The following is a 15,708-nucleotide window of genomic DNA, read 5'->3' as shown; positions in this document are numbered from 1 at the left end:
GGCCTCAGAACTTGTACCGCGCGCCGACCTGGAACGAGCGCGGCACGCCCTGCGTGTCATTCTCGCGCTTGCTCGGATTGACGCCCGATCCCGCGCCCCACGCCGAATAGGTGCGGTTGACCGAATCGAACAGGTTGAACGCCGCGAAATTGACCTCGAGGTCGGTCCCCCACGGCATCCGGAACGTCTTGGAGATGCGCGCATCGACCGAGGCATAGCCGACGATCTGGTCGGGCCAGAATACGCCGCCGAAATTGCCGTAGGCAGAGGCGTTCTCGGGTTTGACGGCCGGGAAGATGACCTGCCCGAACGACGGCCCCGAACTGAACGTCCCGGTGAGCGACAGCTTGGTGTCCCATGGCCCGCGCGCGATGCCGGTGCCGACGAAACGCCATTTCTCAACCCCGGCGACGTAATTCCAGCCATAGGCATCGACGCGCGGGCCGTTGAAGAATTCGTCGCTCTGCAATTCCTGCGCGACGTTGCTCTTCGCCTGCTGCAAGGTCAGCGTCGCGGTGAAACCCCATTTCGATCCGGTGACGAACGGCTTCTCCGCGGTGAAATAGACCGCATTATATTCGGCCTTGCCGTCGTTCGAACCGATGTTGAGCTTGCCGCTATAGCCCGGCAGGATGCCGGAGGCGGGGAAGTTATCCTCGATCCACTGGTCGCCCTGGCTGGTGTACTGGCCGCTCGGCAGCCGGTTGCCGCGCACGTACTTGAAGATGTTGTGGCTGCGGATGTGGCTGAAGGTGATCGAGGTCTGCACCACGCCGAGCCGCTTGCGGACGCCGAAGTTGAACTGGTCGGAATAGGGCAGCTTGGTATTGTTGTTGAGCAGCCAGACGTCGCCGCCGACGCCGGTCGCCGTCGCCGCGGCGCGGAGGTTGTCGACGTTCTTGTAGCTGTCGTTCCACACCAGGGTCGTCGCGGGCAAAACCCCGCCATTGCCCTGGCGGAAGCTTGCGCAGGTCGGCTGCCCCGGACCATCGCAGAAGCTGAGCGTGACGGTTCGCTGGTACAGCGCCTTGACCGTCTCGATCCCCGACGTGATGAACAGCGGCCGATCATAATAGCGTCCGGCACCGGCGAACAGCACCGTGTCGCGGTCGCCATTGATATCGTAGGAGATACCGAGGCGGGGCTGGAATGCTTTCCAATATGGCTTACGATTACTGCCGTTCGAGATATAATCTTCGGGATTGATCCCCGCCGCCTGCCACGGCTGATAGTTGCGCAGCGCGGTGGCAATCGCATCGGGGGTGACGAACTTGTCGTTCTTGGCGTTGGTCTCGTAATCCCAGCGGATGCCGGCGTTGACGGTGATGTGATCGTTGACCGTCCAGTCATCCTGGATGAACAGGCCGATCTGCGTGTCCTTGACCTTCGCCGCCTGCACCGGAACGACGGACACCGCCGCCTGCTGGGGCGTCGAGGCATCGAAGGTCGTGTAGGTCGAAGGCGTGAAGTAGTACGAGCCGTTGCCGAGATTGTCCTCGGCGCGCGACAGGTCGTTGAGCGAGACTTTGGCGCCGGCCTTGATGACGTGGTTTTCGCTGAAGAAGGTGACGTTGTTCTTGAACGTCCAAGTCTTCTGATTGTCCGACTGCTCGAAGCCGTTGGTGCCGAGCGCCGCGACCACCGCGCCCGGCTGGCCGAGGATGATCTCCGGCCCGCTGCTCGTCCGCGGCGTGCCGTTGAAGACGGTGTTATAGGCGATCGTCGCTTCGTTCAGCCAATTGTCGCCGCGGTGGTTCCACTCGAGCTGATAGAGGTCGATCTTCGATTGCAGCAGATGGCCGTGCGACGGCACCGACGTACCGCCGAAATCAGCGAGGTTGCTTTCGCGGCGGAAGAATCCGCTGAAGTTGACCGTATCGGCGCTGCTGACGAACGCGGTGAGCTTGCCGAAATACAGCTTCTGGTGGAAATCCTGCGCATAGCTGCCGTTATATTGATCGGCGATCGCCTGCGGTACGACCTGCGTCGGCTGATCGCTATTGGTGGTGCCGAGCAGTACCGCCGCCGACGGCGCCTTCTGGTCGGTCGCCTCGAACGCACCGTAGAAATGCAGCACGTCCTTGATGATCGGGCCGCCGAAATCGCCGCCATATTGCTTGCGGTCGTAATCGCCCTGCTGGAGCGAGCCGTCGCGATTGTTCGCCTTGCCCGGCCGATCGAAATATTTGGTGCCGTAAAACCCCTTGGGCTGCCATTCGCCGAAGATCGTGCCGTGGAACGAGGTGCCGCCCGACTTGGTCACCGCGGTGATGATCGCCGAACCCGCCTGCTCGTACTCCGCCTTGAAGTTCTGCGTATCGACCTTGAACTCCTGCACCGCGAGCTGCGGGAAGGGATTGCCCTGGCTGAAGTTCTGGCCGGCGACGCCGCCGTGGTTGACCTGGTTCTTGAGGCTGAGGCCGTCGATGAAGACGTTGACGTTGTCGGCGCTGATCCCGCCCGCCTGGACCTGCCGGTTGCTGCGTCCCGGCGTCACCGCGACGCCCGGCGCGAGCGCGGCGAAGTTGAGGAAGTTGCGGTCGCTCTGCGGCAGACTCTCGATCTGCTGCTGCGAGACGTTGGTGGCGACCTCGGCGGTGCGCACCTCCTGCGTACGGCGGCCGGTGACGACGATGTCGCTGCCCGAGCCGCTGCCCGCATCGGCGGCGGTCGTCGTCTCGGTCGCGCCCGCCTCGGTCGCGGCGGCCGCGGTGTTGATGTCGAGCGTGATCGTCTGACCGACCGGCACCACCACCTGTTGCGGCCGCTGGCCGTCGACCGCGACGCGGTAGGTGCTCGGCCGGATGCCGGGGATGGTGTAGGTGCCCGTATCGTCGGTACGGCCGCGAATCACCTGCCCGGTGGTGAGATCGGTGATGACGACGGCGGTGCCGGGCGCGACGCCCACCACCTTGCCGCGCAACGTCGAGGTCGACTGCGCAAGCGCCGGCGCACCGACGACGAGCGCCGCAGCCAGCGCCACGGCCGAAATGCCGCGACGGAACCGTGCGGCGTGAATCCCTGCTGCCATTGCAAACCCCTCCATCCGTTACCCGATCTTTGCTCCCGCCGGCACGTCGACGAGCGACGGCAGCGGATCGCGCTGGGCGTATGAAACCGGTTACTCGCGTCCGTAACCGGTTACAACCGGGCTGATGCTAAAGGCTGGCAGTGTTGCCGCCCGGCAACAGTCAGGCCTGGCAGTGACGGGCGATGAACGCTTCGTGCGTCGGCATGCCGGCGGCGACCTCGCCGATCACCTCCTCGACATCGTGGAGGAACGCCGTGGCCTGTTCCGCCGGCACCATGTCGACCATCGGATCATAGGTCGCGTGCAGCCGCTGGCCGAGCAGCACCTGCACCCAGCTCTCCTCGCGGAACAGTTCGGCGCTGCCGTGCAGGAAGAAGCGCGCCGACGCCGCGAACAGCGCAAGCCGTTCGGTGAGGCTGTCCGGCACCTCCATATGCTTGACGTAGCGCCAGAACGGCGTGTCCTCGCGCTCGGTGACCTTGTAATGCGCGATGATGAAGTCCCGCACGTCGCGATATTCGAAGTCGGTCTGGCGGTTGTATTCGGCGATGTCGGCGGGATGGAAGCCGCGCCCGGGAAACAGCGCGAGCAGCCGCAGGATGCCGGTCTGGATCAGGTGGATGCTGGTCGATTCGAGCGGTTCGAGGAAACCGCCGGCCAGGCCCAGCGCGACGACGTTCCTCTCCCACGCGCGCAGCCGCTTGCCGGGCCGGAAGCGCACCGGCCGGGGATCGCCGATCGCCGGGGTGTCGAGATGCGCGAGCAGCGTCCGCGCCGCCGCCTCGTCCGAGACGAAGCGGCTCGCATAGACATGGCCGTTGCCGGTGCGATGCTGCAACGGGATGCGCCATTGCCAGCCGGCATCGTGCGCGATCGAGCGCGTATAGGGCGTCAGCGGCCCCTGCCGCGCGCTCGGCACCGCGATGGCCCGGTCGCAGAGCAGCCAGCGATCCCAATCCTCATAGCCGACGCCCATCGCGTCGCCGATCAGCAGCCCGCGCATCCCCGAGCAATCGACGAACAGGTCGCCGTCGACCGTCCGCCCGTCGGCGAGCACGACATGATCGAGGAAGCCGTCCTGCCCGCGCCGGTTGGCGGCGACGATCCGCCCCTCGATCCGCTCGACCCCCGCCGCCTCGGCGCGGCGGCGCAGGAAGGCGGCGTAGAGGGCGGCATCGAAATGATAGGCGTAATCGAGGTCGGCGATCGGCGAATGGGGATGCGCCGGATCGGGCAGCGCGAACCGGTTCATCCGCGCCGCGAGCGTGTTGAGGGAGTAATGGTCGAACGGCCGCGCATCGCCCGCCGCGCGCGCCTTGAGCCAGAATTGGTGGCAGTGCAGCCAGTAGAGATCCTGGCCGATCTTGCCGAAGCCGTGGATGTAGCTGTCGCCGACGCCGCCCCAGTTGCGGAATTCGATGCCGAGCTTGAACGTCGCCTGCGTCGCGCGGACGAATTCGAATTCGTCGATGCCGGCGAGTCCGTTGAACGTCCGGATGGCGGGGATCGTCGCCTCGCCGACGCCGATCGTGCCGATCTCCGCCGACTCGATCAGCCGGATGGTATAGGCGCCGAGCAGCAGCCGCGACAGCAGCGCCGCGGTCATCCACCCGGCGGTGCCGCCACCGACGATGGTGACCGTCTTGAGCGGCGGATTGGGATGGGCGGCGGTCATGCGCCCTGCCCTGTCGCGGTCGGCCGCGCGCGCTTGGACTCACGGCGCCGGACCCACCAGTGCTCCCGCGCAGGCAGAAGCCCAGTGTTCTTACCGCCACGCACCGGTGCTCTGCTCGGCCACTGGATCCCCGACTGCGCAGGAATACTGACGTGCGCTGCGGGATTGGCCCGCTCCTCCGTCGGCCGCGACTTTGCGGCAGTGGCGAGGCGTGCCCTCATCCCAGCCATCCCCCCGCGAAGCCGGCGCGCTGCAGCCCGCGCCGGATCGTCGGCGAGCGGCGCATCACCTGCCACACGCCCTCGTCGCGCGTGTTGGCGATCGCGCCGAGGATCGCACCCTGATCGATGCCGAGATAATCGCCATCCACCCAGCCCGACGTCGCATCCACCGATCCCGCCTCCAGTCTGGCGTCGGTGTAGCGGAACGACGGGTTGAAGCTGTCGAGGAAGCCATATTGACCGTACAGCCTGGGCCGGGCCTTCATCGCCTCGGCGCAAGGGACGACGATCTCCGGCGCGAAGGCGAGGCTGCCGAGCGCGGCGGTCGGTGCCAGCGTACCGTCGTCGCGCCCGTCAGGCTGGCCGAGCGGTCCGCGCGCCGAATAGCCGAAGAAGGTCGCGGTCCGGCCCTTGAACGGCAAGGTGAGATTGCCCGGCCCGTCGCAGGCGGTCAGCCCCCAGATATCGCGGCCATAGCCGTCCCAGCGCATTGGATTGGCGATGCAATAGGCGCGGTTGGCATAAGTGGCGCGGCGGCTGTTCTCGAAATAGTCGATCCCCGCCCGGCGCATCACCGCATCGCGGATGCCGCGGAAGTCGATCCACATCTGGCTGTATTGATGGCCGAACAGCGGTGCGAAGGCGAGGTGCCGCGTTTTGCCCCGCCCGCGCCAGAAGGCGGGATAGGTCTTGGTCCACCCCTCCCACGCGCCGTCGGCGAGCGGCTTGCCGCGACTGCCGAGGCCGACGACATAGACCATCATCCCCTCGTTATACCCCTCCCACGACCGCTCGATGAAGCCCTGCCCCGGATGCCAGCCCATCGACACGCTGCCGCGGGCGTTGGTGAACCAGGGCCAGTCGGCGCGATCGGTGATCGCCTGCGCCAGCTGCCGGATCTCCGCCTCGGCCGGGTCGGCGGCATCGTACCAGGCACCGGCGAACAGGATGCCGAGGAAGAGGAGCGTGGTATCGACGCTGGAGAGTTCGGTGTCGCGAAAGCGCGTGCCGGTCTTCATGTCGAGGAAATGGTAGAAGAAGCCCCGGTGCCCGCTCATCCCCGCCGGCGCATCGCCCTGCGGCGCGGTGGCGAAGAAGCGCAGGGTGGCGAGCGTCAGGTCGCGCGCCTCCTCGCGGCGAATCCAGCCGCGCGCGACGCCGATCGGATAGGCGGTCAGCGCGAAGCCGACCGCGGCGATGCTGGCGAAGGACGGGGTCGGCCAGCGATCCGGCACCAGCCCGTTGTCACGATTGGCGAGGTCCCAGAAGAAGCGGAAGGTGCGCTCTTCGAGATCATCGAACCAGCCGGGCAGGACGACGCGCGCCGGCGCCGCCCCCGCCGCCGCGGGCAAGCAGGCGGCGGCGGTGGCGAGCGGGGCGCGGGCGAGCAACGCGCGGCGGTCGATCGGGGCGAAGGTCATGTCGGCAAAGGTCCGGTGGTGGAACGGATGATGAGCTCGGTCGCGATGATCTCGGTGTCCGGCGACAATGCGCCGCCGTCGAGCGCGTCGATCAGTCGCGCGGTCGCCCGCGCGCCCATCTCGGCGAGGGTGATCCGCACCGTCGTCAGACCGAGGTAGCGGGCGAGCGGCACGTCGTCGAAGCCGGTGACGGCGATATCACCCGGCACCGCCATCCCCGCCTCGCGCAGCGCGCTCATCGCGCCCAGCGCCATCATGTCGTTGGCGGCGACGATGCCGTCGCACGTCTCGCCGCTTTCGATCAGCCGGCGCACGGCGGCGACGCCCGATTCCTCGCGGAAGTCGCCCGCGACGACGATCGGGGCGATGCCGGGGGCATGGACCGCCATCGCCGCGAGGAAGGCATCACGGCGTTCGCGTCCGTCGATATTGCCCTCCGGGCCGCTGATGTGCAGCAGCCGGCGACGGCCGGTCGCGGCGAGATGCGCGACCGCGGCGGTGATCCCGGCGGTATTGTCGATCCGGTAGGCGGCGCGGCCGACTGTCTCGCGGCAATTGACCAGCACCGCCGGCACGTCGCGCGGCAGCGCCTCGTCGAGCTCGGCGGTGTCGAGTTGCGGCGCCATCACGATCAGCCCGTCGACGCGGCCGCGCATCGACCGCATCGCCTGTGCAGCCAGCGCCGCATCGGCATGCATGTTCGACAGCAGCAGGTGATAGCCGCGCGCCGTGACCTCGCGATCCATGCCGCGGACAATCTCGGAGAAGAACTCGCCGTACAGATCGGGCAGCACGACGCCGATCGCATGGCTGCGCGCCAGCGACAGGCTGCGCGCGCCGGCATGCGGCACATAGCCGAGCGTCTTGGCGGCGGCGAGCACGCGCGCGCGCATGTCGGGGTGGACGCTGCTGTGCCCGTTGAGCGCGCGCGATACCGATGCGACCGATACCTCGGCGACGCGGGCGACGTCGCGGACCGTGGCGGATGCCTGTTTCATACCCTCCCCTTGCAAGCCATCCCCGGCCGTCTATCGTCGCGACACATCTTGTGCGACGCCTGCGAGCTGTGTAACCGGTTACAGGACAGCGTCAACGCGAAAAGCACCGGGGTCGTTCACGGGTACCGCCGGGCACGCGCTATGACGGCGATGAGGGGACGACCTGGATATGAGCGACTTCACCATCTCGCGGCGCGCGGCGCTGCTCGGCGCCGGAACGATCGCCGCATGGGCGGCGAGTCCGGCGCGCGCGCTGCTCGCCGCCGCGGAGGGCGAGACCCTGCCCGCCGCGATCGAGGCGCTGCTCGCCCGGATGACGCTGGAGGAAAAGGCGGGGCAGTTGCAGCTCAACGCCGCGGCGTGGAGCGGCGGCATCGCCACCGGACTCAACCCGCCGTCGAGCGGTGGCCCGAGCTTCGACGACCAGCTCGCCGACGCGGTTGCGGGAAAGCTCACCGGCGTGTTCAACGGCAATGGCGCGGTGATGGCGCGGCGGATGCAGCAGGCGGTGATGCGCCAGTCGCGGCTCAAGATCCCGCTGCTCTTCGCCGCCGACGTGATCCACGGCCACCGCACCATCTTTCCGGTGCCGGTCGCCGAGGCAGCGAGCTTCGATCCCGATCTGGCGATGCGCACCGCGCGCATGGCCGCCTATGAGGCCGCCGCGGCGGGGATCGACTGGACCTTCTTCCCGATGGTCGACATCGCCCGCGACCAGCGTTGGGGCCGGACGATGGAGGGCGCCGGCGAGGACACGTTGCTCGGGCAGATGTTCGCCGCGGCGCGCGTCCGCGGCTTCCAGGGCAGGAACCTCGCCGATGCCGACGCGGTGATGGCGTGCATCAAGCATTTCGCCGCGTACGGCGCGGCGGAAAGCGGGCTCGACTATAACAGCGTCGACCTGTCGGAACGGACGCTGCGCGAAGTGTACCTGCCGCCGTACAAGGCGGGGTTCGACGCCGGTGCGCTGAGCGGCATGGCCTCGTTCAACGAGATCAACGGCGTGCCCGCGACCGGCAACGCCTGGCTGATGCAGCAGGTGCTGCGCGACGAGTGGAAGTTCCCCGGCATCATCGTCTCCGACTATACCGGTGACGAGGAGATGATCGCCGCCGGCTTCGCCAGGGACGGCAAGGACGCGGCGCGCCTCGCCTTCCTCGCCGGGGTCGACATGAGCATGCAGTCGAACCTCTATGCGCTGCATCTCGCCGACCTCGTCCGCGAAGGCGCGGTGCCGCAGGCGACGCTCGACCGGTCGGTCCGGCGCGTGCTGATGGTCAAGCACCGGCTCGGCCTGTTCGACGATCCGTTCCGCCGCATCGACGCCAAGCGCGAGACGGCGCGCTCGCGCACCAGGGCGGCGCTGGCGCTGTCGCGCGAGGCGGCGCAGAAGTCGATGGTGCTGCTCAAGAACGACGGCGACCTGCTGCCGCTCGATCCGGCGCGGCGGATCGCGCTGATCGGCCCGTTCGCGAGCGGCCAGCACGATCTCAACGGGCCGTGGGTCGTCTATGGCGACAACAATCAGGCGATCGATCTCGCCACCGGCGTCAAAGCGGCGGGCGCGCGCGCGGTCAGCGTGACGCTCGGCTCGGGCGTCGAGGCGCCGCTCGCCGGCGGCATCGACGCGGCGGTCGCGGCGGCGCGCGCTGCGGATGTCGTCGTGCTCGCGATCGGCGAGAGCGAGACGATGTCGGGCGAGGCGCAGTCGCGCACGTCGATCACCGTGCCCGCACCGCAGATGGCGCTTGCCGAGGCGGTCGCGGCGACCGGCAAGCCGATCGTCGTGCTGCTCAAGAACGGCCGCGGCCTCGCGCTGGAGGGCGCGGTCCGGGATGCGCCGGCGATCCTCGTCACCTGGTTCCTCGGTTCGGAGACCGGGCATGCGATCGCCGACGTGCTGTTCGGCAAGGTCGGGCCGTCGGGCCGCCTGCCGCTCAGCTTCCCGCACGAAAGCGGCCAGGAGCCTTATTATTACGCGCATAAGGCGACCGGCCGGCCCGCCCCCGACGGCCCGCGCGAGCCGTACAAGGCACAGTGGCGGACGTCGCCCAATGCCGCGCTCTACCCCTTCGGCCACGGCCTCACCTACGGCAAGGTGAGCTATGCGGTGCCGGTGGTACCCGCGACGCTGGCATGGGACGGGCGGATCGAGGTGGCGGCGACGATCACCAACACCGGCCGCCGCGCCTGCGAGGAGCTGGTCCAGCTCTACATCCGCGACCGCGTCGCCAGCATCACCCGGCCGGTGCGCGAGCTCAAGGCGTTCCGCAGGCTCGCGCTCGCCCCCGGTGCCAGCGAGACGGTGCGCTTCACGCTGACCCGCGCGCAGCTGACCTTCCTCGGCCAGGACCTGCAACCGACCGTCGAGCCGGGGCTGTTCGACGTGTGGATCGCGCCCTCGGCGCAGGCCGACGGCGTGCATGGCAGCTTCACGCTGACCCACTAGTCGCGCTGTCCTGGCGGGCGCGGGGTGCGGCGGGCGGGGCGGCAGCGGCCGTCCCGCTCGGAATCGGCAAATAGATCAGCCGTGTTGACCATGATGCTCTTGGCCCGCATCATCGGGTTCCGCAGGAGCACGACACGATGAAACGGCTGATACTCGCTGCGATCCTCGCCACCGCACCCGCCGGTGCCGGTCCCACCCCCGCGCCCGCCTTTTCGGTGACGATCGAGGTCGACGCGGGCCGGCCCGGCGCGGCGGTCGATCCCGTCTGGCGCTTCTTCGGCGCGGACGAGCCCAATTATGCGACGATGAAGGACGGGCGGACGACGCTGGCGACGCTCGGCGCGCTGGCGCCCGGCCGCGTCTATTTCCGCACGCACAATCTGCTGACGTCCGGCGACGGCACGCCCGCGCTCAAATGGGGGTCGACCGGCATCTACAGCGAGGATGCGGACGGGCGCCCGGTCTATGACTGGACGATCGTCGACCGGATCTTCGACACCTACCGCGCGCGCGGCGTCAAACCCTATGTCGAGCTCGGCTTCATGCCCGAGGCGATGTCGACCAAGCCGATCCCCTATCAGCATGACTGGCGGCCGGGCAGCGGCACCTTGCGCACCGGCTGGGCCTATCCGCCGCGCGACTATGCGCGCTGGGAGGAACTGATCCACCAATGGGTGCGGCACTGCATCGACCGCTATGGCCGCGCCGAGGTCGCCAGCTGGTATTTCGAGACGTGGAACGAGGCGAACCTGCCGCAATATTATTGGAGCGGCAGCCGCGAGCAATTCTTCCGCCTGCACGATGCCGCCGTCCGCGGCGTCCGCCGGGCGCTGCCGGAGGCGCGCGTCGGCGGGCCGGACAGCGCCGGCGCGGGTGACGATTTCCTGGGCGCGTTCATGGCGCATGCGCAGGCCGCCGGCACGCCGACCGACTTCCTCTCCTTCCACGCCAAGGGACAGCCCGAGGTCGTCACCGACGCGACCGGCAGCCATGTCCGCATGGGCCTCAACACCCATCTCAAGGCCGCAGACCACGAATTCGCCGCGATCGCCGCCAATCCGGCGTTCCGGTCCAAGCCGATCATCATCGGCGAGTCGGATCCGGAAGGCTGCGCCGCCTGTCAGGGGCCGGCCAACGCCTATCGCAACGGCACCATGTATTCGAGCTATACCGCCGCCGTGTTTCCGCGCCTGCTCGCGCTGGCGCAGCGGCGGGGCCTGTCGCTGGCCGGCATCCTGACCTGGGCGTTCGAGTTCGAGGATCAGCCGCCGTTCGCCGGCTTCCGGCAACTGACCTCGAACGGCATCGATCTGCCGGTGATGAACATGTTCAAGCTGTTCGCCAAGATGACCGGCCGATACGTGCCCGCCACATCCGACCATCAGCTCGACCTCGATACCGTCATGCGCGATGGCGTGCGCGGTGCGGCGGACGTCGGCAGTGTGGCGAGCCGGGACGAAAGCTCGCTCGCCGTGCTCGTCTGGCATTATCACGACGACGACCGGCCCGGTCCGGACGCGGCGGTCCGTCTGCATCTCCGCCGCCTGCCGCCGGCTCTGTCGCGCGGCGCGCTGGTGACGCAATATCGGATCGACGACCGCCACGCGAACAGCTTCGCCGCATGGCGCGCGATGGGATCGCCGCTCGCGCCGACCGACGCGCAGCGCGCGACCCTGCTCAAGGCGGCGGAGCTGACGACGCCCGACGCCAGGCCGACCCGGCTGGCGCTGCGCAGCGGGACGGCCGATCTGGCGTTCGATCTGCCGCGTCAGGGCGTGACGCTGCTGATGGTGACGCCGGCGGCGCAATCCGGTGCGACGACACGGCGGCCCGTCGCCGGGTAGACCGCGCCTGCCCTCCTCGTCGCCGGCCGTCGACGGGAGCGAACGGCCATGCCCCGATCATCGACAGGCGACGCCCGGTCGCGTTAGGGATATCTCTCCACCACCACAGGGGGCCGACCTGCAGTTCCTCAACACCCGCCGCGCGTTGCTGCGCTCCGCCATGCTCGCGCCGCTGGGGGTCCGGACGATAGCGCAGGCCGGTGCCGCCGGCAGGTCGGCGGAGGCCGGCCTCGGGCGCGGCATCGCGCTCGATCTCGCGCGGCGGCGGGCGACGCAGCTTACCCGGTTACACTACGACCTGTCGCTCGACGTGACGGCAGCGGCGGTCGCGGTCGGCACCGTCGCCATCCGCTTCGATCGGGTCGCTTCGGCCGACGATCTGATCCTCGACTTTCGTGGCCCGACGCTGGCCGATCTGACGGTCAACGGCCATCCCCTGCACATCGGGCCGCGCACCGACGGGCATCTGGTCCTGCCGGCGCGCCTGCTGACGAAGGGCGCCAACCGCATCACCGCCCAGTTCGAGACGCCGATCGCCGCCTCCGGCGCGGCGATCATCCGCTATCAGGACGACAAGGACGGCCAGACGTATCTCTACACCTTGCTCGTGCCGTCCGACGCCAATCTGCTCTTCCCCTGTTTCGATCAGCCCGACCTCAAGGCACGGTTTCGCTGGACGCTGACCGCGCCCGCCGGGTGGACGGTGATCGCCAACGGCGCCTTGGAGGGACAGGAGACGACATCCGCCGGCACCCGCTGGCGGTTCGCCGAGACCGAGCCGATCTCCACCTATCTCGCCGCATTCGCCGCGGGCCCGTGGATGCGCTGGACGTCGGCGCCCGCGGGCGAGCGCCCGATCAGTCTCTACGCCCGCGCCTCGCGCCGGGCGGAAGTCGATGCCGAGGCGCAGATCGCGACCAACCGCGCCGCGGTCGGCTGGCTCAGCCGCTGGTTCGATATCCCCTTCCCCTTCGCCAAGCTCGACCTGCTGCTCGCGCCCGCCTTCCCCTTCGGCGGCATGGAGCATGTCGGCGCCGTCTTCTACAATGAGGATCGCTTCATCTTCCGCGAACCGCCGACGCTGCCGCAGCGGCTGGCGCGCGATGCGACGATCTACCACGAGATCAGCCACCAATGGTTCGGCGACGACGTCACCATGCGCTGGTTCGACGATCTGTGGCTGAAGGAGGGCTTTTCGACCTATATGGCCGCGCGCATCCAGGCCGAGCTCCAGCCGGAGAGCAACGCCTGGACCACCTTCCTGCTCTCGACCAAGACGCCCGCCTATCGCGCCGATGCGACCAGCGGCACGCAGGCGCTGTGGCAGCCACTCGACAATCTCGATGCCGCCAAGAGCAATTACGGCCCGATCGTCTACAACAAGGCGCCGGCGGTCATCAAACAGCTCGCCTTCCTCGTCGGCGAGGCAGGCTTTCGTCGCGGCCTCAACCGCTTCCTGACCGACCATGCCTATGGCAACGCGACCTGGCAGGATCTGCTCGGCGCCGTCGGTGCAGCCTCGGGCGTCGATCTGACCGCCTTCGGTCAGCACTATGTCCTGCGTGCCGGGCTGCCGCGCATCGACACGCAGCTCCGGCTGGTGGGCGGCAGCATCGCCTCGCTCGCCCTCGTCCAGCGGCCGGCGCGGTCGCTGCCGGACGACCGGGGCGGCGCGTGGCCGATGAAGGTGCGCGTGCGGCTCGGCTATCGCGACCGCGCCGACGTGGTGCTCGACGCAACCTTCGACGGCCAGACCGCCACCGTGGCGGCGGCAGCGGGACTGCCCGTGCCGGACTATGTCTGGCCGAACGACGACGATCAGGGCTATGGCCTGTTCCTGCCCGATGACCGCACCGTCGCCTGGATCGTCGCGCAGGTCGGGACGGTGTCGGACCCGCTGCTGCGCGCCATGCTGTGGAGCGCGATCTGGGACATTCTGCGCGACGGCCGTTTCGCGCCCGCCCGCTACGTCACCATGCTGCTCGATCATCTGCCCGGCGAACGCGACGAGCAGATCTCGCGCACCATCCTGTCGCGCGGCGCCACCGCGCTCGACCTCTATTTGCCGGAGGACGGCGCTGCACCGCTGAGAGGCCGCTGGGAACAGGCACTGCTCGCGCGTATCGACGATCCTCGCCTCGGTTACGGCCTGCGCAAGGATGCGCTCGACCGCCTGATCGCGACCGCGCGCACGCCGCTCGCGCTGACGCGGCTGCGCGACCTGCTGGCCGGCCGGGCGACCTTGGTCGGTGCCGCGATCCGTCAGCCGACGCGCTGGGCGATCGTCCGCCGCCTGATCGCGATCGGCGCACCCGACGCGACCGCGCTCTACGCGAGCGAACAACGGCTCGACCAGTCGAGCGAGGCGGTGAAGGACGCCTTCGTCGCGCGCGCCGCGACCCCCGACCGGTCCGTCAAATCATCCTATTTCACCCGCTATTTCGACGATGCGGCGCTCAACGAAGCCTGGGCGAGCGAAAGCCTCGGCGCGTTCAACACGATCGAACAGGCGACGCTCACCCTCCCCTTCCTCCGCCCGGCGCTCGACCGGCTGGAGTGGATCCGTCAGAACCGCCGGATCTTCTTCCTGCCCGCGTGGATCGATGCGTTCATCGGCGGCCAGCGCGATGCCGCGGCGCTTCAGATCGTCGACCGGTTTCTCGGCGACCATCCCGACCTGCCGGTCGACGTCCGCCGCAAGGTGCTGACGGCGCGGGACGAGCTCGCCCTGACGGTGCGGATCAGAACGACGCGATACTGATGCGGGCGGCTGACCGGTCAGGGCGCCGTGCCGCCCTGCCCGGTCAGCCGGAAGACCTCCTGCAGCATCGTCTGTTCCGCCCCGGTCAGATGGGGGTTCCAGACGTCGAAGATCAGCACGATACGGGATTGGTCGCTGTCGTTCCACGCTTCATGCTCGATGGTATCGTCGAAGGCGAAGGCCTCGCCCTCGCGCCACGCACGGGTCTCGCCGCCGACGCGGAAGCGGCACGGCTCGGGCACGACGAGCGGCAGGTGGACGATCGCTCGCGTGTTGGTCACTCCGGTATGGGCGGGGATATGCGCATGGGGCCTCAGGATCGAGAAGAACGCCGTCGGCGCCTTGCCCGGAATGTCGCTCTGCGGCACGGCGGCGAGCGCGGCCGCCGTTTCGGGGCAGAGCGCGCAGACCGGTTCGTTCCGTTCGCCATATTCCCACAGGAAACAGGCGCTCCAGTCGGCATTGCCGTCGAGCGGCGACCATTTGTTCGCCGGCGTCCCCTTGTCCTGCCGAACATAGGGCCGGATCGCATCGCCGCCCGCCGCGACCAGCGCCAGCGCCTCCGCGCGGATCGCCGGCGCCTTCGCCTCGAGGTCGGCGAACCAGGGAAACAGCGCGCGGTCGAAGAACTCGTCCGCCGGCAGGAACGGAAAATGGATGCCGGCGCACTGGTTGGTGTAGATGGCGCGCCGACCCAGCATATGATCGACGCAGGCGGCCATGCGCCGCGACGGATTGCCGGCAAGCGCGTCGTCGATGCGGCGGCCGAGGGCGGCGGTATGATCGGCGAGATAGGCGCGCCCGCGTTCCAGCACCGTGTCGATGGCGGGCGGGCGTTCCGGCATCGCTGCGGCCATCTGCACCACGCCGGACCAGGCTTGCGCGGCGTCGATCTCGCGCCCACACCGCTGGTGCAATTCCGCCATGCGCAGCTGCGCCGTGAAGTTGAGCCGGTCGATCGACAGCGCCCGCTCGAGCATATCGCGCTCCGCCGCGTCGTCGCCGATCATGCGATGGACCGTCGCCTGATTGATCCAGAGGATGACGGCTTGCGGATCCTCCGCCGCCGCGCCGGCGAAAAAGCCGAGCGCCTCGGCAAGCGCGCCGTCGGCGAGCGATCGCATGCCGCGGGCATTCAACAGCTGCGGATGCCGGGGCAAGAGCGCCAGGGCGGCATCGAGCAGCTGTCGCTCGCCGGCGGCATCGCCGCGCTCGCGGGCGGCGATCGACTGGGCCACCAGGGTGCGGGCGCGCGATGATAAGTCGGTCATTGTCTAAAGAAGCCTCGCGCAGCAGGGGCTTGGGATC

The 15,708-nt window shown here is 68.8% G+C and carries 8 protein-coding genes; 3 read left to right on the top strand and 5 right to left on the bottom strand.

The genetic code is table 11. The annotated features are described in order from the left end of the window. Positions 1 to 4 precede the first annotated feature (4 nt). The 4 genes from BW41_RS08500 to BW41_RS08485 all read right to left on the bottom strand — a co-directional run bounded on the left by BW41_RS08500 (position 5) and on the right by BW41_RS08485 (position 7,346). On the bottom strand, positions 5 to 3,031 hold the full coding sequence (locus BW41_RS08500) for a TonB-dependent receptor domain-containing protein (protein WP_037533620.1): 3,027 nt from the start codon (positions 3,029 to 3,031) through the stop codon (positions 5 to 7). Between the two features lie 160 nt (positions 3,032 to 3,191). Next, a complete protein-coding gene (locus BW41_RS08495) occupies positions 3,192 to 4,706 on the bottom strand; it encodes a tryptophan halogenase family protein (RefSeq protein ID WP_037533618.1) in 1,515 nt (504 codons plus the stop codon). Between the two features lie 217 nt (positions 4,707 to 4,923). After that, positions 4,924 to 6,348 (bottom strand): glucoamylase family protein, encoded by a 1,425-nt coding sequence (locus BW41_RS08490; protein ID WP_037533616.1) that lies wholly within the window; start codon positions 6,346 to 6,348, stop codon positions 4,924 to 4,926. Continuing rightward, a complete protein-coding gene (locus BW41_RS08485) occupies positions 6,345 to 7,346 on the bottom strand; it encodes a LacI family DNA-binding transcriptional regulator (protein ID WP_037533615.1) in 1,002 nt (333 codons plus the stop codon). Before BW41_RS08485 ends, BW41_RS08490 begins: the two co-directional genes overlap by 4 nt. A gap of 169 nt (positions 7,347 to 7,515) precedes the next feature. Between BW41_RS08485 and BW41_RS08480 the strand changes: the two genes are divergently transcribed. From BW41_RS08480 to BW41_RS08470, 3 genes are all read left to right on the top strand, one after another. Then, positions 7,516 to 9,795, top strand: coding sequence for a glycoside hydrolase family 3 N-terminal domain-containing protein (locus BW41_RS08480; RefSeq protein ID WP_037533613.1), 2,280 nt, complete (start codon positions 7,516 to 7,518; stop codon positions 9,793 to 9,795). Positions 9,796 to 9,932: 137 nt separating this feature from the next. After that, a complete protein-coding gene (locus BW41_RS08475) occupies positions 9,933 to 11,639 on the top strand; it encodes a GH39 family glycosyl hydrolase (RefSeq protein ID WP_037533609.1) in 1,707 nt (568 codons plus the stop codon). A gap of 160 nt (positions 11,640 to 11,799) precedes the next feature. Continuing rightward, positions 11,800 to 14,400 carry a M1 family metallopeptidase gene (locus tag BW41_RS08470; protein ID WP_200870385.1) on the top strand — a complete coding sequence of 867 codons (2,601 nt, stop codon included), beginning with the start codon at positions 11,800 to 11,802 and terminating at the stop codon, positions 14,398 to 14,400. A 17-nt stretch (positions 14,401 to 14,417) separates the two neighbouring features. Here BW41_RS08470 and BW41_RS08465 read toward each other — a convergent pair whose 3' ends face one another. Beyond that, positions 14,418 to 15,671, bottom strand: a complete 1,254-nt coding sequence (locus BW41_RS08465) for an aspartyl/asparaginyl beta-hydroxylase domain-containing protein (RefSeq protein ID WP_037533607.1) — start codon at positions 15,669 to 15,671, stop codon at positions 14,418 to 14,420. Between the last annotated feature and the right edge of the window lie 37 nt (positions 15,672 to 15,708).

It is taken from the genome of Sphingomonas sp. RIT328 (assembly GCF_000632225.1).
In the GTDB taxonomy this organism is placed as follows: domain Bacteria; phylum Pseudomonadota; class Alphaproteobacteria; order Sphingomonadales; family Sphingomonadaceae; genus Sphingomonas; species Sphingomonas kyungheensis.
Note: the sequence above shows the minus strand (reverse complement) of the source record. Positions and strands in the feature narration are given on the sequence as shown.

Excerpts from the sequence above, each read along its gene's own strand:
- BW41_RS08475 (WP_037533609.1), top strand. The coding sequence starts at position 9,933 with ATGAAACGGCTGATACTCGCTGCGATCCTCGCCACCGCACCCGCCGGT.
- BW41_RS08470 (WP_200870385.1), top strand. The coding sequence starts at position 11,800 with ATGCTCGCGCCGCTGGGGGTCCGGACGATAGCGCAGGCCGGTGCCGCC.
- BW41_RS08495 (WP_037533618.1), bottom strand. The coding sequence starts at position 4,706 with ATGACCGCCGCCCATCCCAATCCGCCGCTCAAGACGGTCACCATCGTC.
- BW41_RS08480 (WP_037533613.1), top strand. The coding sequence starts at position 7,516 with ATGAGCGACTTCACCATCTCGCGGCGCGCGGCGCTGCTCGGCGCCGGA.
- BW41_RS08465 (WP_037533607.1), bottom strand. The coding sequence starts at position 15,671 with ATGACCGACTTATCATCGCGCGCCCGCACCCTGGTGGCCCAGTCGATC.
- BW41_RS08490 (WP_037533616.1), bottom strand. The coding sequence starts at position 6,348 with ATGACCTTCGCCCCGATCGACCGCCGCGCGTTGCTCGCCCGCGCCCCG.
- BW41_RS08500 (WP_037533620.1), bottom strand. The coding sequence starts at position 3,031 with ATGGCAGCAGGGATTCACGCCGCACGGTTCCGTCGCGGCATTTCGGCC.
- BW41_RS08485 (WP_037533615.1), bottom strand. The coding sequence starts at position 7,346 with ATGAAACAGGCATCCGCCACGGTCCGCGACGTCGCCCGCGTCGCCGAG.